The organism is Pantoea sp. B550 (assembly GCF_024158165.1).
In the GTDB taxonomy this organism is placed as follows: Bacteria; Pseudomonadota; Gammaproteobacteria; order Enterobacterales; family Enterobacteriaceae; genus Pantoea; species Pantoea alfalfae.
The window spans coordinates 3541971-3560865 of sequence record NZ_JAMYXI010000003.1 but is presented as its reverse complement, the minus strand read 5'-3'; the positions used below and the strand labels follow the sequence as shown (position 1 = coordinate 3560865).

General features: G+C 58.2%; 16 protein-coding genes. All 16 read right to left on the bottom strand.

Annotation, left to right across the window (positions count from 1 at the left end):
* Positions 1-46: 46 nt before the first annotated feature.
* Positions 47-1093 carry a type VI secretion system baseplate subunit TssG gene (gene tssG, locus NIM72_RS19720; protein WP_253421658.1) on the bottom strand — a complete coding sequence of 349 codons (1047 nt, stop codon included), beginning with the start codon at positions 1091-1093 and terminating at the stop codon, positions 47-49.
* The gene (gene tssF / locus NIM72_RS19715) at positions 1090-2961 is read right to left on the bottom strand and encodes a type VI secretion system baseplate subunit TssF (protein WP_222924153.1); all 1872 of its coding nucleotides are present in this window, start codon (positions 2959-2961) and stop codon (positions 1090-1092) included. Before tssF ends, tssG begins: the two co-directional genes overlap by 4 nt.
* 2 nt (positions 2962-2963) lie before the next feature.
* Positions 2964-3539 (bottom strand): type VI secretion system baseplate subunit TssE, encoded by a 576-nt coding sequence (tssE, locus tag NIM72_RS19710; RefSeq protein ID WP_253421654.1) that lies wholly within the window; start codon positions 3537-3539, stop codon positions 2964-2966.
* Positions 3529-4356, bottom strand: a complete 828-nt coding sequence (locus NIM72_RS19705) for a type VI secretion system accessory protein TagJ (RefSeq protein WP_161736252.1) — start codon at positions 4354-4356, stop codon at positions 3529-3531. Before NIM72_RS19705 ends, tssE begins: the two co-directional genes overlap by 11 nt.
* Positions 4357-4372: 16 nt before the next feature.
* Positions 4373-5350, bottom strand: a complete 978-nt coding sequence (locus NIM72_RS19700; RefSeq protein WP_222924155.1) for a hypothetical protein — start codon at positions 5348-5350, stop codon at positions 4373-4375.
* 10 nt (positions 5351-5360) lie between these two features.
* A complete protein-coding gene (locus tag NIM72_RS19695) occupies positions 5361-6152 on the bottom strand; it encodes a PP2C family serine/threonine-protein phosphatase (RefSeq protein WP_013357582.1) in 792 nt (263 codons plus the stop codon).
* Positions 6149-8023, bottom strand: coding sequence for a type VI secretion system-associated FHA domain protein TagH (tagH, locus tag NIM72_RS19690; protein WP_253421651.1), 1875 nt, complete (start codon positions 8021-8023; stop codon positions 6149-6151). Before tagH ends, NIM72_RS19695 begins: the two co-directional genes overlap by 4 nt.
* A 386-nt stretch (positions 8024-8409) precedes the next feature.
* On the bottom strand, positions 8410-8808 hold the full coding sequence (locus tag NIM72_RS19685) for a lysozyme inhibitor LprI family protein (protein ID WP_222924157.1): 399 nt from the start codon (positions 8806-8808) through the stop codon (positions 8410-8412).
* A 142-nt stretch (positions 8809-8950) separates the two neighbouring features.
* Positions 8951-9352 (bottom strand): lysozyme inhibitor LprI family protein, encoded by a 402-nt coding sequence (locus tag NIM72_RS19680; RefSeq protein WP_222924158.1) that lies wholly within the window; start codon positions 9350-9352, stop codon positions 8951-8953.
* A gap of 12 nt (positions 9353-9364) precedes the next feature.
* Positions 9365-10240 (bottom strand): peptidoglycan-binding protein, encoded by an 876-nt coding sequence (locus NIM72_RS19675; protein WP_253421648.1) that lies wholly within the window; start codon positions 10238-10240, stop codon positions 9365-9367.
* Positions 10241-10364: 124 nt separating this feature from the next.
* Positions 10365-10847 (bottom strand): type VI secretion system tube protein Hcp, encoded by a 483-nt coding sequence (locus tag NIM72_RS19670; RefSeq protein WP_033779371.1) that lies wholly within the window; start codon positions 10845-10847, stop codon positions 10365-10367.
* A 545-nt stretch (positions 10848-11392) separates the two neighbouring features.
* Positions 11393-12892, bottom strand: a complete 1500-nt coding sequence (tssC, locus tag NIM72_RS19665; protein ID WP_161736243.1) for a type VI secretion system contractile sheath large subunit — start codon at positions 12890-12892, stop codon at positions 11393-11395.
* A complete protein-coding gene (tssB, locus tag NIM72_RS19660; RefSeq protein WP_013357574.1) occupies positions 12889-13422 on the bottom strand; it encodes a type VI secretion system contractile sheath small subunit in 534 nt (177 codons plus the stop codon). The genes tssC and tssB overlap by 4 nt, the downstream gene beginning before the upstream one ends.
* 79 nt (positions 13423-13501) lie before the next feature.
* Positions 13502-14518, bottom strand: coding sequence for a type VI secretion system protein TssA (gene tssA / locus NIM72_RS19655; protein ID WP_253422140.1), 1017 nt, complete (start codon positions 14516-14518; stop codon positions 13502-13504).
* 16 nt (positions 14519-14534) lie between these two features.
* Entirely contained in the window at positions 14535-15251 is a 717-nt protein-coding gene (gene tagF, locus NIM72_RS19650) for a type VI secretion system-associated protein TagF (RefSeq protein ID WP_013357572.1), read from the bottom strand.
* A 14-nt stretch (positions 15252-15265) separates the two neighbouring features.
* Positions 15266-18895, bottom strand: coding sequence for a type VI secretion system membrane subunit TssM (tssM, locus tag NIM72_RS19645; RefSeq protein WP_253421645.1), 3630 nt, complete (start codon positions 18893-18895; stop codon positions 15266-15268).

Here is an 18895-nt window from a genome sequence, read left to right as displayed (position 1 = left end):
CTCTTCAATGAAAGACGCAGGCTGTGTAACAGGGAAAGCGGCTGGGCTAGCGCGAAGCCGCCTCAACCTCAAACATAAAATCTTCTCGATCCTGCGGCTGCGGCATCTGCCCCAGCCAGCTGGTGTAACCAAGTCGGGCAGTGCCGCCCAGTGCCACGCCCTGCACCTCGTCAGCGGCCAGGATCAGGCTGAGATCCCACTGCATTTCGATGCCGAGGTAGTGACGCACCCAGTCGCGCACTTCCTGCGCGCCGGGGGCATCCGGCAGAAAACGGGCATACTGCGCGGCGCTGAGCGGGCCCAGGTGCAGGCGAAAACGGTGCTGCACGTCGCGCACCGCCACGCCGAGAAATGCAGAAGCGCCCAGCCGGGGCATGTGACGTCCCGCGCCCAGCCGGGCCTGATCGCGACTGTCCAGCGTCAGCCAGTGCGGCAGGTTCTGCGTCAGCCGGACCGGCACGCCAAAGTAGTGGCGCAGAATGCGCACCAGCCCTTCGGCATCGTGGCCGTGGCGGCTGAGGTGACCCACCAGCATCAGTCGGGCATGAAGGCTGAGCGAGCTGGCCTGCTGCTGGGCCGGTAAACCGATGCCCGCCAGGCAGGCGAGATAGTTCAGGAAGCGACTGTCGTCGGGGCGATCCAGCGATACGGTCGGCTGCGCATCGGCCCAGGCACGATAAAAAAGCAGCGTAGCGCGATGGTGAAACAGGTCAGCAAACGCCGACAGGCTGTGATCCTGATGATGCACAATCCGTTCATGCACATATTCAGTCAGATGGGTCGGCAGCGGCCCGTTGGGACCAAACAGGCCAAAGCTGTAGATCGACAGCTCATGGCGTCCGGACTCTTCACGTGCCGTGGCGCTGGCGACGGTGGCGGGCGCAAACGCCAGTGACGGCGTCTGACCGATGCGCACCGATTCGAACTTCGGCAGCGGCGCACGGCCCAGCGGATAGCGCTGACCGCCCTGCGCATCCAGCCGCCGCAGCAGCTGGAACAAATCGTAGCGCCACGGCGCGGCCATCACTTTCTGCCAGAAATCATCCGGCAGTCGGGTCAGGCGCGGCAGCGTAATGACTTTTTCGCCACTCATATCAGCGCTTTCCGGCCCATGCGCGGCGGCCAGTAGCCCACTTCGCCGCGCTGCTGGCTGTTGAGGGTGAACTCCGTGAAGCTATTCAGTGCCACGAGGCGGCCACAGACCCGCTCCAGTACGCTGCCAAACAGCCACGGGCTGGCGCCCGAAAACGCCTGCTCATCCACTTCCAGCGTGATGCTGACACCGCGCGCAAACACCACCGGACCCGGCTCCGGCACGCGGCGGTTGACCGCGCTGAGCGTACAATGGCGGATGCCGTCAATCTGGCGGGCAACCGGCGCTTCCGCCAGGTTAGCGTAGAGGCTCAGCAGCTGGCGCAGCGCCGCCGCGCCCTCGCCATCGCTGCTGTCCATCAGGCTGAGGTAGTTCATCTGCAGATGGCTGATCAGCCGCCACGCCGAAAGGCCCTCGGCCAGTGCCGGACGTGGCGGCGTCGGCCCTTTGCACAGTTTCAGTTCCGACACCGGAATGGAGTCCGGCATCACGAAGTTGCCCTGATCCTGCTGCAGCATCAGCGGCAGATCGCGGCTGGTACACATCACCTCGGCGGAGAGATAGCGCACGTCATCGCGCCACGGCGCGTGATGTTCATCCACCAGCGACAGAAAGACTTCTGAACCGATGTAACCGGTGCGCGTGCCGTAGCGCTGCGCCTGCTCAGACAGGGTGCGCTGTTCGCGGCGCAGCGAGAAGTAAGCGCCGTAGTCACCCTGGTCACCGCTGAAGGTGCTCCAGAACGGACGGAAAACCTGCTCTTCCCGCTGGCCTTCTACGGTGGCGAACAGCCGCTGCACCGAATGCACTTCGTAATCCAGTGGCCGGATGTTATCCACCACCAGATGATATTCATGCTGGCTGTCGCTGACCTTCAGGCGCTCGGCGGTTTTCGGGAACAGATTGATAACCGGCGTGCAGTGCAGCGCCAGATGGCTGTGATCGACCACGCTTTCCAGCGCGCTGTCCGCTTTGTCGAGCAGGATGATGATGTCGAATGCCGTGGCGTTGTCGCAGCGGCGCAGGAACGGGCCGAGCTGACTCAGGCTGATAAACTGGAAACGTGCCGGAAAGGCGAAATATTCCTGCAACAGACGATAACCGTCGAAGTTGCGCAGATCGTCTGGCAGCAGCGCCTGCTCCGGCGCAAAGCCCTCCTGCTGCAGGGCCTCATCCGTCAGCACCTGACGCTGCGGCCGCTTCTCAACCGACTGCAGCACGATGCCCACCCGGTGCTGCATCAGCAGCTCCAGCAGTTTCAGCGCCTGGATATCCGGGCCGCTGAGAAACAGCATCAGGTCATCCACACTGAGCTGACTGAGCGAGGAGATCCCTTCACACGTGATGCGGATACGCAGCGCACTGACCGCCCCCAGACCACCCAATTTAAGTTCGCCGGAGGGCAGATCGCCGGGCACGCCGCCGAGAGTGACTTCGCTGATGCGCAGCGGATGCAGTATCACATCGTGCGCGGTAGTGTAGCTGCAGGTCACCCCGGTTTTTTTCAGGTTCTGGCTCTCCATCATGGTGCCGCGCGGCACGCGAAAGCCCTGGGTGATGTCACCCTTGCGGCTGTCCGGCGTCAGCTGAGCGATCGCCATTGACGGGGTTGGTGAGAGATAGGATGGCGCAATCATCTCCAGCAGACGCTGCGAGAAGCGCGGAAACTCCGCATCCATCTTCAGCTGCACGCGCGACGTCAGGAAGGCGAATCCTTCCATCAGTCGCTCGACGTAGGGATCTGCCACGTCGATGCCATGCATGCCGAGACGTCCCGCCACTTTAGGGTAACGCGTCGCGAACTCCGCCCCCATCTCGCGCAGGTAAGCCAGTTCACGGTTGTAATAGTCGAGCAGATTGCTGTCCATGATTACCCTGCATCCTGAAGTTCGAAATGGCCGCTCTCCAGATCAACCTGAGTGCGGAACAGAAACGCCAGCGGATAAGGCACGCACCAGAGCCGCCCTTTGATCTCAATCGACAGCACGTTGTGCAGACTAAGCGAGCCGAGATCGCTGACGCAGCGCACCTGGAGTCCCTGCGGCAGAATGCGCGGCTCGAAGTGCAGAATGGCGTTGGTCATTTTGCGCTGCATATCCTGCCATTCGATATCGGAGATGTTCTGCCCGGCCAGCGGCGCAACGCCGAAGTTCCAGACCGAGCGCTGCACCTGACCGAAGCCGCTGAGGTCCTGCTGCGCTTCGTTATTAATGGTGTTGAACAGCCACTGCAGATCGCGCAGGACGTGGCGGCGCAGCGTGCTGTGGCTGATCAGCATGCTGTTTTCCGCCTCCTGCTGCCTGTCCGGCGCGTTGTCGGTCAGGCGATCCAGCAATGAGGATTGCAGCTTGTCGCGGGCGGTTAGGGCATCGCGCTTTTTGCGCGCGCGAAAGCCGCCATGCAGCTGGGCATAGCCATCATTGTGTGCGCCGGAATCATGACTCATCGGCAGACTCTGTATTATCAAACGCGACCTGCTGCAGGCTCAGCAGCGAGAACTCTGCGCTGTCGCTGAGCCACATTTTTTGTCCCTGGCCGATAAACTGGTTCGGGTCGTCGCTCAGCGGCTGCCATTCGGTAACGCTGGCACGCAGAAAACGCTCATCCGCACCCGCCAGCAGCGGATAGCGCGCCGGGATCTGACACACCTGCTCGCTGCCATCCACCAGCTGCACCCGCGTATGACGCCACACCAGATCGGTGACGCTGGCGGGTGCCTGGAACTGCATCTCACGAATGGCGGCGAACGGGATCCAGTAATAACGGCCCTGATTGATCACTTCACACACCGGCCCAAAACGGCTGTCACCATCCATCAGCCAGCTGAAGGCTGTCGGCTGATCCTGCTGAGTCGCGGTGCCGGGATTGGCGGCCGCACGCTCCAGCGCGTCAGCACGCAGTGCGCTGCCGCGCGCGACATCGCCCGCGGTTTCGGCCTGCAACGCGGCCAGCAGCGTATCGCACCAGTGCCACGCGCTGCCCGGCAGCACCGGCTGTGCCACGCCACGCAGCACGGCGTCACGCTGCAGCTCACCAGCAATCGCCTGCTGCAACAGATTGACGGTAGGTTGCGCCTGCGGGCTTAACGCCAGCCAGGATTGCAGCTGCGTCTGCGCACGCGACCAGTTGCCCGCCAGACAGAGCAGCTGCACAAAGGCGGCGCGTAGATCGGCGTTCGCCGGATTGGCCTGAATCTGGCGGGTAACGTCAGCCAGCGTCTCGCTGAGCGTGGCGTTCGCAAGATGATGTTGTAAGGATTCCATGCAAACTCCTTTTGCGTCAGTTAAGGGTGCGATAAACCGCAGCGGCGGGATCTTTCAGTTCAGGGTGCAGTTTTTCCACCAGCTGCACGCTCAGCGTGGTATTGCCGCTGACCCACGGTGACCAGACTTTACGGACTTCCTGCAGACGTGCCTGCAAAGCACTCTCATCAGCGGCTTCACTGGCGGGCATCAGCACCACCACCTGACGGGTCGCCTGCCAGCCGTTAAAGCGGTTGCTGAACGGCAGAACCAGCCAGCTGTCCGGGGATTTCTCGTTACTCAGCACCATGCGCTCGCTATTAACCGTGGTGATGTGCAGTTCGGCGGTGGGCGACTGACTGTTCAGCCCCATCACCGGGAAGCCCTGCAGGAAGGTCACGCCGACGGTTGCCGGTGCGCCGTTGCCCTGCTGCGTCAGACGACTGTGTCCGCTGAGCCAGCCATCGGAACCGCAGACCAGCCCCTGCTTAGCCGGCACAAACATTGCGCTGCCCTGCGCCGGATGCTGCCACCAGGTGCGGAAATGGCAGCCGTCGAGCAGGCTGAACTGCAGCCATGGCGAGGTATCCGCCTGGGCGGCATTGACCAATGGGTCCGCAGGCACGGCAGCCGTGGCTGGCTGTTGCTGTGCTGGCGGCGCGGGCGGCGTCACCACGGTCTTCCACTGCTGCGCCCGGGCGGCACTGCCGGTAGCGATTTCACTGCCCGCTGTATCGGTCAGCTGCCAGTGCAGCTGCTGCAGCGGTTTACACTGCGACGCCATCAGGCCAGCCACCCGTGGCAGAAACTCTTTCAGCACCGACGCGTTTTTCTCACCCAGCGTGACGATGCGCAGGTTAATGGTGCTGTTACACCAGCTCGACAGCTGATTATTTTTGACGTCATCAATCCAGACATCCAGTTTCTGTGCCGGGGACTGAACGATGCGATAGTTTTCAGCATAAGCGTGCGTGCTGAGCAGCAGCGCAGCCAGACCCAGTAATCCATATTTCATGTTGGCGTTCTCAATCTCGCAGAGGGAAGAACTGCGCCGCTTCAGAGAGCGAGTGCAGCAAAGTGGTGTCCTGGGGCGATCCAATCCAGACGGCCAGTGCGCTGAAATTATCCTGCTGCCCCTGATCTGACTGATCGTTTTTGATGATTTGCTGCATCAGCGTCAGCCACTCTTCCGGCGTATTCACCATGTGCAGTGACTGCTGCATCTGCTCCAGCGTCACGCCGTGCCAGAAACCATCGGTGCAGAGCAGAAAGGCATCGCCATCCTCAATCCCGACCACGTCGCTGTAGCTGGCGTCGCGCTGCTCATCACCCATTCCCAGTGCAAAATAGAGCAGATTGCTGTTGATGCCTTCGGTACGATGTCCGGCATCTTTCATCTGCTGTACCAGGCTGTGGTCAGTGGTGACCAGATAGAGATAGCCGCGGCGGAACAGATAAAGGCGACTGTCACCGGCATGGGCCCAGCAGGCAAGATGGTAGTCGCGGTCGATGAACAGGCTGACCAGCGTGGTGCCCATCCGGCTGTGCTCGCTGCTGGCTTTCTGCTGCTGCCGGATAGCGTGATTCGCGTGATTGACGTAGTTGCGAATCGACTGCGCATTGAGATGCGCATCCCCATCAAACGCTTCCAGCAGGCTGCTGCGGGCGATGGCGGCCGCCCTGTCGCCGCCGGGAAACCCGGCCACACCGTCGCACACCACAAAGCAGGCGGAGCGCTTACCGATGACATCACCGATCTGATCCTGATTACTGGCGCGATCGCCCTGGTTCGACGTCGAGGCAATAGTGATATTCATGCGTCATCCGTGTGGGTTTGTGAGTCTTTGTACTGATTAACTTCCAGGTCATAGGCGTGCAGAAACGCTTCGCCAAACAGGGTGTGGAAATCGTCTTCGATCTCGCCCGCTGTCTCGCCGTAGCGCTCAACAAAATGCTCCCACAGCGCCGCTTTACGGCTACCCGGCAGGCCGATACGGGAAACCGACCCCGCCTGACGCGCCTCATCTTCCAGCTGCTCGGGATTAAAGGATTGCAGCATCGAGGCGATGATGGCGCGGATACCGGCGATCATGCCCAGCTGGTGCGCCTGCAAATCAATCAGCGCATCCCGCACCGCCTGACGCGGTGGCATAAAGCCCGGCATCCGGCTGCCGAACATCTGCATTAATACGGTTTTGCCCGATGGCAGCAGCTTGAACGGGTTGTTGGCGTCGTCGAGGATCACCGTCATGTCGGCTTTGACGCCACGCTTGAGGATCGAGCGCGACGAGAGCAGCGCGACCGTACCCTGCGAGAACATACTGAGCATCTGACCAAACTGCAGCATCTGCTCACGGTCAAACTGCGGCGTCGGCTGCAGATCGCGCAGGCCCATCCCTTCCAGCAGCGCGTCCAGCAGTTCGCCTTTCAGGGCGTCGCCGCTGCTCTGGCTGGAGGTGGAGGGCTGCACGGCGGCGGCATGCTGGTGACCCGAGGCAACCGGATCAATGCGCAGCCGCCCTTTTGGCGTCGGAGAAGGAGTACGCTGCACCGCCTGCGGTGTCGGCAGCGTAATGCCGCCGTAGTCGTTTTGCGGATTCACCGCTTCCGGCTGGCCGGACTCCGCCTCATCAGTCAGTGGTGCCTGGCGCGGGGTTTCGCTGTGGGGCTGGCTGTGAGCATCAGGGTTAATGGTCTGAGATTCACCGAAGCTGAACAGCGGAGAGTGATTCATTTCGTTCAGGCTGACGGAGGCCTGCTCAGGTGAGCGTGCGGCAACCGGCTCAGGCCTTGCCTCTTGCTGAGGCGGCACATGCAGCGTCGCCGGTTTCGCTGGCTCCGGCTGCGCCAGCGGCACCGCGTTCCCCATCATCAGTCCTAATGGATCATCATGGTTGCGCACGTCCGCACTGCTCTCGCCGTCGAACAGGCTCAGTGGATCCAGTTCAGCGGCAGGCGTTTCAGCCTGCGGTGGCGTAGTGTTCTGCTGAGCCGCCAGCGTGCTCGGCGTGCGGTCGTCAAAAATGCTCTGCTGCGCGAACAGCGCATCGCCGTCGTCAAACAGGCTGCTGTTTTTGGGCTGCTGACCATAATCCAGCGGCGCATCGTTGATCAGCTGTGCCAGCGGATCTTCCGGATTGCGGTCTGGCATGGCGGGCGCGGTCAGCGGATGGGCATCCGGCATCTCCGGCACCGCTTTGCGTTTAGAGAGATCGTCAGAAATCGAAAACTCTTTCGCCAGGCTGTCCCAGATTTCGCTGGGGATGGCGGCGGTGGTGCTCGCTTTTTCCGCTGCCGGTTCGCGAGCAGGCGCTGTGGGCTGGACCGGCTCCGGACGCGAAACCGCCCTTTCAGCCTGCGGCAGCTGCGCACTGTTGAGATCGCTGACCAGCAGCTGATAATCATCAATGCCCAGTATGTCCCCATCCTGCAGCTCAACCTGACGACCGCGTTCCAGCGGAATATCGTTGAGCAGCACGCGCGTCACATTGCCACGGTTAGTCAGGCGACATTCACCGTTCGCGGTGATGTGCACAATGGCCTGCAGCCGGGAGAGCGTTCGGTCGTCATCCGGCAGCACCAGATTGTTATCCACGCCGCGACCAATGGTGCCGCCGGGCGGGAAGAAATCACAATGAGTCTGAGGCGGCTGTTGGCCGGGTTTAGTCGTTATTATCGTAAAGCGCATAACGGATTCCTGCGGTTAGCGGTTCGGCATCTATACCGCACACCTCTCGGGGAAAGGCGCGGGGTATAGGGAGCGGTGAGTTTTTAATAGTGGGGTTGGGTTTTTATATTATCGCTGGGCTGACTTACCTATTTAAACAGAGCGGTTAGGCAGCTTTTTTAAATAAGATTATTGCGAAAAAAATTAATCCCAATGAACGATGGGATAAGAATAAAAATAGACTCGAATTTAGCTTCCATACAAATCAACAGTGCGTAATCCGCAGGAATATAATTAACAAAATATTACTTACCTGAATTTAATAAACGCGATTACAGCGTAATGCAGAGAGTTATTTTATAATTAATGTCGTGCCCATTCTGTAAAGACTGAGCACGACAACGTAATCAGTAAGGCAGTTGCTTCAGAATAGCAGTACGCTCTTTGTCGATGCGGATAACACAGAGGCTGGTGGCAACCGCATTCGCATTGCTGCCTTCTTCAGCGGCAAAGGCTTCCAGTTTGCACTGACCGTCACGATACCTGAGCCAGCTGCGCTGCGTATCCACCAGCGTGGCGACATAGTCATCAGCCAGTTTTTTCTGCGTGCCGTACATCTGTACAATGCGTTTTTTAGCTGTCTGGTACGCTTTGTTCAGGTCATCTTCCGCCAGCTTCTTCTGCTGAACAGTACACTGAAACAATGCACCGTCTGATGGCTGTTTTGCACAGGTATCTTCAGCAAATGCTGAAGCGCTTATGCAAAGAGAGACAGCGATCAAAGCCACTTCATGTAGTCTTTTCATACTTTTTTCAGCCGTTTTAATACAAACCAAATTTTTATCAACCCCGACTTTATCGGGGCTGATAAATAATTTTAAGAAATCATATAACGCTTAATTTTTTCACGGCATGCAAATTTCAACACTGTCAACAGTACTTTCACTATCAATGATAAGGTAGTAACTTAAGTTTTTTAATTCTTTGCTCATTAAGTTCTGAAGTGCACATATTGACGTTAGCGTTACTTAAATCACTTCCCTTATCTGCAGCATAAGATGCCAGCTTACAGTCATTCTCTCGATATTTCAGCCAGGCTCGCTGAGCTTCAGTCAACGTATCCATATATTGACTTAACTCTTTATCATCACCTTTAAAAAGTGTTTCAACTCTTCCTTTAGCAAGTTTATATTCTTTATTTAAATCAAGCTCAGTTTCATTTCTGTTTTTTTGGGCACAGGAATAAACTTCCTGAACATTATTACCTTGTGAGCAGTCCGTTGTTGCATAAGCAGGCTGCACCGCAAAAAAACCAGCTGCTAACATCGAGATAAATAACAACTTTTTCATACATCTCCCATTTCATTTCCGGCTTCGAAGATAACGAGCACGATTACGGCCTTTCTCATACTGTTGAAGAAAGCTTGAACTATCAATAAAATCAGCCAGCTTGTCAATATCATTATACATAGCGGCTTGCATGTTAAGTTTAAAACCAGCTCCCTGATAAACCAAATCCACCACGATATCTTTTATCGCCGGTTTTAATTCATCCCAACTCGTTCTTTCAGCTTTCTCCGCAGTCGCTGATAAATAAACCGATCTGGCCCGACTTACATATATAGGATAGATAGTTTCAAAAAGCCTGGCCTGCGATTCACGCGTAATTACACCGCACTCTATTTTGTTTCTTCTTACCCATAATTGCGCTGAAGTTTCTTTTTTAGTAGCACCTAAAGATAGCGCTCTTGCCTGCTGTTCTTCAACTCCAACCCGAATAAGATCCAGATAGACTTCATCTGAACTTCTTCCTCCCATATCATAACCCCGGCCAATGGTTACGCCTGACTTACCACCAGGCCAGTGTATATGCCGGCTAAAAAAAGGACTATGGGGATTATCATTACCTTCGGCATCGAAGGTAACCTGTCCGGCACTCACAGTAAGGCGACCAGAATTATTATTAATATTTTCTGATGGCGTAGACGGAGGGTTTATTGTATTGCTACCTGAAGGATTAGAAAGCGTATTCCACGTCTTGCCATGGATATCGACAACACCATCCGGGCGAGACATAAAACGGGATTGAAACTGCTTAATCGCCTCAATGGTTTTGGGTCCCATGCGGCCATCGGCACGGAGTTGTGGATATCCATTGCGCTGTAACAACTGTTGTACTGTTTTCACGTCGCCGTACTGATTACGGCCACCGACACCAACCGAGCCAGAAATACTCATTTACTCTCTCCGCACAATAATGTTGATTCAGAGAATCCGTGTAAACCGGCTGGAGAATGCGCATGACGACGCGTGCTTCTCTGGCCAGGAGAGATACGCCTCCTGTACGGAGGCGTATCGCTTCTTACGCTTCTTTGTTGCCTTTGATATCCCAGCCAGCGCTGGTTTCTGCGCCTTTACCACCGGAAGAACTCTGCTCCCAGTACTGCTGTTTCACTTTAGAAGCCTGGAAGGCATAAGTTACGCCCAGGGTGTCGTCGTGTTCAGAACCCACAAACTGAACGTTAGTCACCAGCACATCTTCCAGCGTGATGCGGGTGTATTCGATTTGGGTGCCACCCGCTTTGCAAACTGACACTTCGACTTTCGCGACGTGCTTACCGCTGGCGCAGTTTTTCAGCAGTGCAGTGACCGCCTTATCGATTTTGGCGTTGATGTGCAGGTCGTTGAAATTAACTTTACCCGCACCGCCACCGCCACCCACGCTCATATTGCCTGGCTGACTGGCACCCCAGGAAAAGGAGTCAATATCGATCCATCCAGTGTGGTTTGAATCTTTAGATTCGCCGGTAATGCCGTCTACCTTCAGATACATATCAATAGCCATTATCTTTCACTCTTTATTGGTTGAGATTATTGCTTTCAAAAAAGCAAGGATATGGCAAAAAGAAAAGCATGGGGCTGAATAAAACAGTCCATATTTTACCTTTGCCTTGCTTCTGAAATATCGTCATAAACCATATTTCAGATAGTGCGTTGCCGGGCACCAGGCCGGGCAATGTATTTATTGAATTCTCATGATGAGAAATTGAGGTTCTGACCCGTTATTAAGGAAGCAGACAAGCACTCAATAAATTTCCTTAGCTTACCCGCCGCCCAGTAAAAACTTAACGATACAGTGACTGAAAGAGTAATCAGAATGCCGTTAGTTATTTTCCTGATCATCGTGACATTCCAGTCACAGAAGAAAATAAAATAACCTGCGCAGGTGGATAAAATCAGGGCTGAAATAAAAACCAGTAAATAACGTAGTAAATGCAGAACTAATTTTTTAACCATCCTGTCATCCTCCCTGACGTTCATCTCAGCAACCTTTCTGTGAGACATCAGGCGCAAAACCCTTTCGCGCCTGATACCACTGCAACTCAGCCCTTACGCATTATCATTTTTCAGTGACGGCAGCTTAGAGACCAGTCGCAGAGACACCGTCAGGCCTTCCAGCTGGTAGTGCGGACGCAGGAAGAACTTCGCGGCGTAATAGCCTGGGTTATCTTCCTGCTCTTCCACATTCACCTCGGCAGCCGCCAGCGGCTTGCGTGACTTGGTCTCCTGCGAGGAGTTAGCCGGATCGCCATCGACATAGTTCATCACCCAGTCGTTCAGCCAGCGTTCCATCTCATCGCGCTCGCGGAAGGAGCCGATCTTGTCACGCACGATGCACTTCAGGTAATGCGCGAAGCGGCAGCAGGCGAACAGATAAGGCAGACGCGCGGCCAGACGGGCATTGGCGGTGGCATCGGCATCGTGATATTCCGTCGGCTTCTGCAGTGACTGCGCGCCAATAAAGGCAGCGAAGTCAGAGTTTTTGCGATGCACCAGCGGCATAAAGCCGTTTTTCGCCAGTTCGGCTTCTCGACGATCGCTGATGGCGATTTCGGTCGGACATTTCATATCCACGCCGCCGTCGTCGCTCGGGAAGGTGTGACACGGCAGATTTTCCACTGCCCCGCCCGACTCCACGCCGCGAATGGCCGTACACCAGCCATACTCTTTAAACGAGCGGTTAATGTTGGCGGCCATGGCGTAGGCGGCATTGCTCCAGGTGTAGTTGCCGTGATCGGAACCGTCGGTCTGCTCTTCGAAATCGAAGCTGTCGACCGGGTTAGTGCGAATACCATAAGGCAGACGCGCCAGGAAACGCGGCATCACCAGGCCCAGATAGCGTGCATCTTCCGACTCACGCAGGCTGCGCCAGGCGGCATATTCGGTGTTCTGGAAGATCTTGGTCAGATCGCGCGGATTCGCCAGCTCCTGCCAGGATTCCATCTGCATCACTTCCGGCGCGGTGCCGGTGATAAACGGACAGTGGGCGGCCGAACCGATGCGCGCCATCTCACCCAGCAGCTCAACATCCTGCGGGCTGTGGTCGAAGTAGTAGTCGCCCACCAGGCAGCCAAACGGCTCGCCGCCGAACTGCCCATACTCCTGCTCATAGATCTTCTTGAACAGCGGGCTTTGATCCCAGCCAGCACCTTTATAGCGCTTGAGGGTACGACCCAGCTCCTGCTTGGAGATGCTCATAAAGCGGATTTTCAGCATCTCGTCCGTTTCGGTGTTGTTCACCAGATAGCTCAGGCCGCGCCAGGCGCTTTCCAGCGACTGAAACTCCGGATGGTGAATAATCTGGTTCACCTGCTGTGACAGCTTTTCGTCGATCTCCGCGATCAGCGCCTGAATGGTGCGATAGGCGTCGCTGGAGACGGTGACGGTGTTCTCCAGCGCCTGCTGCGCCAGGGTTTTCACCGCGCTTTCGACGGCGGCGCGTGCCTGGTCGCTTTTCGGCCGGAACTCTTTGTTCAGCAGCGCGCTGAACTCATCCTGGCTGAAACTGGCCGCGCCCTGCGACTGGGGGTGTTGTGAAGTCTGCGTCATGCCTGCGGCTCCTTACCTTCAGTGGCCTCATCCTGCTTAGGCAGATGGGTCAGAGCCTGCAGCAGCGTTGGGTCCTGCAGCACCTTACCAATCAGCTCTTCAGCGCCGTTTTTGCCGTCCATATAGGTCAGCAGGTTTGCCAGCTGGGTACGCGCTTCCAGCAGCTTGCTCAGCGGCTCGACGTTGCGGGCCACGGCATCCGGCGAGAAGTCATCCATGCTGTCGAAGGTAAGATCGATGTTCAGCTTGCCTTCACCATTCAGGGTGTTGTCTACCTGGAACGCGGCGCGTGGCTTCAGCGCTTTCATGCGCTCATCGAAGTTATCGATGTCGATTTCAAGGAATTTGCGGTCGTCGATGCCCGGCTGCGGCTCCAGCGGTTTACCCACCAGATCCGCCAGCACGCCCATCACAAACGGCAGCTGAATTTTGCGTTCCGCGCCATAAATTTCCACGTCATATTCAATCTGAACGCGAGGCGCGCGATTGCGGGCAATGAACTTCTGCCCACTGGATTTGCTTGTTGCCATGGTTTTCTCCATCAATGATGCGCGGATAATGTGTCACAGCAGGCGCGCAGGTCCCGCTGTGTGAGTGGGTCACGCCTGCTTAGTCGCGACGTCCGAAAATGGTTTCCAGCTGATGCACGCCATCGGGTGCCAGTTCGCGGATGATCTCCAGGAAGTCGCGCTCGATTAAGCGCTGCACCCGGTCGATCATCAGCGGGGCCGGATGACTCGGCTCATGCTGAGTGAAGTAGAGCTTCACCTTCTCCAGCATCAGCTGGGCATCGGCGCGGGAACCGATCTGCACCGTACGCCAGTCCGCGGCCGCGCGCGGCGCCGTGGCGACCGCCGCCGGGGCCGCCGCTTCTGCGGGTTGTTCCGCCGCTGCGGTGGGAATCAGCTGGCTGATGTCGGTGGCCTGGCAGCGTTCGGCGATCAGCGCAATCTGTCTGCGCAGCAGGGCCAGTTCCGGCACCGCCGCGTCGCCCAGCCGTTCGGCCACGGTTTCGCAGATGGTCTGCAGCCGCTCATGAATCTGCAACACGGCCTCAATGCCGGGCTGGTCGCCGCGCGCCAGTTCGTCGATCAGACGCGGCAGGCCGCCAGGGTAGTCCGCCACTTCGGTTTTGCTGCCGTCGCACAGGGCAGCGGCATCGCGCAGCGAGATACCGTCGGACGGATAGCGCAGCAGCCAGCACTGACGCACTGCGCCACTGAGTTCAGTCTTGTCACCCAGCAGCGCCAGAGCATTGATACGGTAGAAGGGATCCTGTTCGCCATACTCTTCCAGTCGCGGCCACAGCGGCTCCCAGTAGAGCAGCAGCGCCTGTTCAATCAGCTTCAGCCCCTGGGCATAGCCCGGCAGCCCTTTCAGCTCCGTCCAGGCATGGGTCAGCGCCAGCATCACCCGCAAATCTTTGCTGCGGGCCAGCAGCGCTATCGCCAGCTTCTCGACTTTGTTCCAGTCGGCGGGTTCTGCCGGAATGATGGTGTTGCCGAACTGCTGTTCCGCTTTACCGGCACTGGCCTGCTCCATCGCCTGAAAATCGGCGTCGTACTCCAGGTTATCGCCGCCGGGATTGTCATCACTGACCGGAGCCAGTAAAGCCTCTGTATTCATCGTCATGCGTGTCGCCTCAGGATTCAAACATCGGGGGATAAAGTCCGTTTCGTCCCGGCTTTGCCCCACCGGCCGGATCAAACAGCAAGGAAAAGAGCTGCGCGGTGAAGTTACCGCTGTGAACCTGGGTATAAAGCGGGAACCCATCGCTCTGATTGGTCCACCAGAAACTGGTATAGAACTGCGGGTCGAAATTCTCGCCCGGCAGCGTCCAGTTCAGCGTTGAAGGCGTGTCGCCATGGCCGATAACGTTAAGAATATCTGACGGCTCGCCCGTCTCCTGCGGCGGTTGCGGCTGCGGAATGCTGATCAGCGCCTGATCCAGCTGCTCCGGCGATCCGCCGCCCTGTACCACCCGCAGCAGCGTATTGCCCACCTGCTGATACCACTCGCCGGAGCGTGCCAGCAGGGCCGGCGACCACTCGGCGGGGGTAAAGTGACGCAGCGCGCAGAGCGGGTAGTTACGTCCCACGCTGTCCCGAGCCGCAATCAGGCAGCCCATCTGGATCAGCTGACTGCCCAGCATCGGCGGCACCACAAAATTCCAGACCGGCGCGTTGAGGAACGGGCGCGACGGCGCGTTATCCCCCTCCTGACTGCTCTGCCAGTGATGCAGGCCCACCTGGAACCAGCTGGACCATTGGCGATAGAGGACATCAGGAAAGCGGCGCTTCACAAAGTCACCGGCGCTGGGCAATTTGCCGTACCAGCAGGGTGCAGCGTAATGAGTCATTGTCGGGTCCTGTTTCAGGGGCAGCTAAAGCCGGGAAGCTGGAACGGGTTACGAATGCTGCCAGGGGTGAACGACAGCGTGACCTGATGCCCCTCCACGCTGAATGTGGCTTCGCGGGTCAGGCCGCCGGCCGCCGTAACACGGGCGCGATCGAAGAAGCGATTGAGTGCCCAGGGCCCACTGGTGACCAGCGTTGAGGTAGTGCCGTTGGTCAGGCCCAGCTGCATCCGCACCTGGCTGGTGCCGCCCGGACCGGGCCAGCTGACCATCTGCACCGCCTGTGGCCCGTGGCTGTAACGCAATTGCTGTCCATCCACATCCAGCGTCAGGTTAAGAATGTCGTTGTCCATTTTTACGGTGCGCAGCGTGACGCGGAAACCTGGCGTGGTGGCGCCGTTGGCAAAGAACGCATCACGAATCGACTGCGCCTGCTGGAAAGGACGCAGAAGTGCTTCGCCACCCGGCAGGGTTTTACCGTCAATACCCGGCGTAAAGCGCCATGAGGCGTTGGTGGTGTCGACTTTGCTGGCCAGATTGTCGCGGAAGAAGCTGTCCATCATGCCGCTGCCGGGAGCAAACATCCGCGCCAGATCGTCGGGTGTCACCTCACTGCGCGCGGAACGCACCAGCGGATAACGTCCGGCGATCGCCTGACGACAGAAACTGCCGACTTCCATGGTGATGCGTTTACGGACGTTATCCATGTCGCGGCGCTGCGCATCGCTGCTGGCCCCGACCGCCATGCTGGAGACCATATTCTGCAGCGAACCGGGCAGACGTCCGGCGCTGGCCTGCAAACGGCTAATCGCATCGCTGGCCGGTGGCGGCATTCCGCTGTTGGCGGCATCCTGCACCGCCGTGAGGTAGCGATAGAGATCGTCAATCTGATGCAGGAAATCATCCACCGCCAGCACCTTACTGCCCTGCTGTAACGGCTGGGCCAGCTCAAGCACTGGCGCAAAATGCACCGCAACCGCCTGCTCCGGTGACGCCTGCGCTGCCGCCTGCCCACGCGCCGCAGCTGCTTCGGGCGAGGTAAACAGCGCTTCAAGGGTGCGGGTGGCGCTGTTATCCGACGGCTTCGCCGCCTGCGCGGTTTTCTCATCGGGCTGCGCCCGGTTCAGCGTCAGCAGGTTACTGAGGTTGATTACCAGCTGGCGCAGCGGCGAGTGGTTGCCCGACAGCAAGCGCGCAGTGTTGATGCGTTGCGCAAGATCGGCACTGCTGTTGAGCTGAATATCGCTCAGGAACTGCTCCCACTGCCGGATGTAGTCCTGCACATAGAGCTGGCGCACCGCAAGATCGGTCTGCTCACTTATCTGCTGCGGCGCAGCGCCGTCCAGCACCCAGAGATCGTCCTGATAAAGCGCCTGCGTCACCGGACCAATCTGCTTGTCCACATGCTGCCAGTAGCCGTCCGGCGTATAGAGCCCCGCTACGCCATCATTCACCGATTTACCGCTTTTACGGGAAAAAACCAGCTCGCTCTGGGGACCGCCCAGCGCTGCCAGCGTCACCGGCTGCAGGCTGTCATCACGTTGCAGCAGGCGCTTCAGCCGTCCGTAGACGCGCTGTGACAGCGGCATCTGATTAATCAGCGCCTGCTCGCGCTTTACCAGCGCGTCATCCTTCGCATACGGCGACGAGTGAATCTGCGTCTCCAGCAGCTGTTGCAGATGCCACGCCAGCTGTTTTACCTGCTGCTGCGTCACGTTCTGCGGCAGCTCGCGCGACAGGTTAAGCATCAGCCACGCCTGCAAAAACTTGCCGTCGTAGTGCTTCGGCTGGTAGAGCATCTGATATGCCTTCAGCGCTTCATAGCTGTAGTCAGCGTCACTGCCATTGTCATTGCGCAGCCAGCGGGTGATGTTCTGCGCCACCTGCGGCAACAGCAGCTGCTTCAGCGCTTTATCGTAGAGCGCACGCGTCGCATCGCTGACCTCGGTACCACGATAAAGGCCCATACGGCGCGTCAGCGGCGGCGATTCCAGCGAGAAGTCGGCGCTTTCCGGCAGGTGTAACAGGGTGTTGAGATAAGGAACCAGCGCAAAGAGATCGCCGTTGACCTGCTTCTGAAGCTGGTCGCCGAGTTGCTCCACCTGTGGCGCTTTAGCGGCCATCTCCTGCAGATAGGCTTTGTTCTTGCTGTAGCTGGTGAGCCACAGACCGCCCGCGACCAGTAACAGCAATAGCAGCGCCAGATAGCCTGACCAGAGTCCGGCGCGGTTGCGCAGCTCCCACCAGCGGTTGCTGCCTGCCAGACCTGACTCCTGGAAAATCACATTCTCCAGCACGCCTTTCAGGAAGAAGCTCTGCCCTTTGTTCTGCGGAATCGGGGCGTCCTTATCGACCTGATCCCAGCTGCCCGATTCGCCCGCCTGCTGGCCAGGCAGATTCAGGGCACGGTTCAGTTCACCCATTACCCGATCAAACGGCAGACCTTCCTGGGTGCCGCTGGCAAAGTAGATGCCGCGTGGCGCGAACTGGGTTTCAAAATCGGAGCGGGCGAACAACGTGTCGAGCGCGTCGGCCAGCAACGGACGCAGCGCAGCGAACTCCTGCGGGAAGAGATAACTTTCTGCCCGCGCCTGCGCGTCGCTCTCCGTCAGCAGCCGATCGGCCAGTCCGGCATCGAGCCGCTGTTGCAGCAGGGAATACTCCTGCTGGAACTGGCTGTTCAGCTCGAAATCGGCGGCGGACGCTTTCGCCCACGGGAAGGTGAATCCCCAGATCTGTTCACGCTGCGCTTTGTCCAGCGAGGCGAAGTAGCTGCGGAAGCCTTTGAGCAGGTCCGCTTTGGTGACCAGCACATAGACCGGGAAACGGATGCCGAGACGATCGTGCAGCTCCATCAGGCGCTGACGCAGCGCCAGCGCCTGGTTGCGCAGCGCCTCAGGTGACTGACTCAGCAGATCGGAAACGCTCAGGGTGACGATGACGCCGTTGATCGGCTGACGTCCGCGATATTTACGCAGCAGGTCGAGGAAATGGTGCCATTCGCTGGCATCCCGCTCCTGCTGACTCTCCTGGGTGCTGTAGCGCCCGGCGGTATCGAGCAGCACCGCGTCGTTGGTGAACCACCAGTCGCAGTTGCGGGTACCGCCAATGCCGCGCAGCGCTGACTTGCCAAACTTATCCGCCAGCGGAAACTGCAGGCCCGAGTTGACCAGCGCCGTCGTTTTACCGGCACCAGGTGCGCCGATAATCATGTACCACGGCAGCTGATAGAGATACTGACGGCCAAAGCGCTGCGCCCAGAACGGCGTGCCTTTGCTGCTGTGGCGCTGGAAGTGCGCCTTTCTCAGCATCTCAGTCGCTTCGGAAAAACGCCCTGCCAGCACCTGCTCTTCACTGGTCAGACGCTGACGATCGGCTTCCGGTGCATCGCTTTTGCCGGTTTCAAGACTCGACATCAGCTTGCGGTTAAGCCAGTAGTTGTAGAGCCGCGGGATCGCCTGCCCCAGGCCCCAGACCAGATAGAGCAGCGCGATACTGATCATGCGGTTCTGCTCTGGCTCAAGCGGCCGCGAATCAACGATAGAGAAGACCGGGCCAATCACCCAGATGATAAATGAGAGCGCGGTGATGCCGACAAAGCCCCACGCAAGGCGGCTGGTCAGCACCGCAAACAGAATATTCAGCAT

Coding starts and splice junctions, on each gene's coding strand:
- NIM72_RS19680 (WP_222924158.1), bottom strand. CDS start 9,352: ATGAAAAAGTTGTTATTTATCTCGATGTTAGCAGCTGGTTTTTTTGCG.
- NIM72_RS19695 (WP_013357582.1), bottom strand. CDS start 6,152: ATGAATATCACTATTGCCTCGACGTCGAACCAGGGCGATCGCGCCAGT.
- tssA (WP_253422140.1), bottom strand. CDS start 14,518: ATGAATACAGAGGCTTTACTGGCTCCGGTCAGTGATGACAATCCCGGC.
- tagH (WP_253421651.1), bottom strand. CDS start 8,023: ATGCGCTTTACGATAATAACGACTAAACCCGGCCAACAGCCGCCTCAG.
- tssF (WP_222924153.1), bottom strand. CDS start 2,961: ATGGACAGCAATCTGCTCGACTATTACAACCGTGAACTGGCTTACCTG.
- NIM72_RS19700 (WP_222924155.1), bottom strand. CDS start 5,350: ATGAAATATGGATTACTGGGTCTGGCTGCGCTGCTGCTCAGCACGCAC.
- NIM72_RS19670 (WP_033779371.1), bottom strand. CDS start 10,847: ATGGCTATTGATATGTATCTGAAGGTAGACGGCATTACCGGCGAATCT.
- tagF (WP_013357572.1), bottom strand. CDS start 15,251: ATGACTCATTACGCTGCACCCTGCTGGTACGGCAAATTGCCCAGCGCC.
- tssM (WP_253421645.1), bottom strand. CDS start 18,895: ATGCTGAATATTCTGTTTGCGGTGCTGACCAGCCGCCTTGCGTGGGGC.
- NIM72_RS19705 (WP_161736252.1), bottom strand. CDS start 4,356: ATGGAATCCTTACAACATCATCTTGCGAACGCCACGCTCAGCGAGACG.
- NIM72_RS19685 (WP_222924157.1), bottom strand. CDS start 8,808: ATGAAAAGACTACATGAAGTGGCTTTGATCGCTGTCTCTCTTTGCATA.
- tssE (WP_253421654.1), bottom strand. CDS start 3,539: ATGAGTCATGATTCCGGCGCACACAATGATGGCTATGCCCAGCTGCAT.
- tssC (WP_161736243.1), bottom strand. CDS start 12,892: ATGACGCAGACTTCACAACACCCCCAGTCGCAGGGCGCGGCCAGTTTC.
- tssB (WP_013357574.1), bottom strand. CDS start 13,422: ATGGCAACAAGCAAATCCAGTGGGCAGAAGTTCATTGCCCGCAATCGC.
- NIM72_RS19675 (WP_253421648.1), bottom strand. CDS start 10,240: ATGAGTATTTCTGGCTCGGTTGGTGTCGGTGGCCGTAATCAGTACGGC.
- tssG (WP_253421658.1), bottom strand. CDS start 1,093: ATGAGTGGCGAAAAAGTCATTACGCTGCCGCGCCTGACCCGACTGCCG.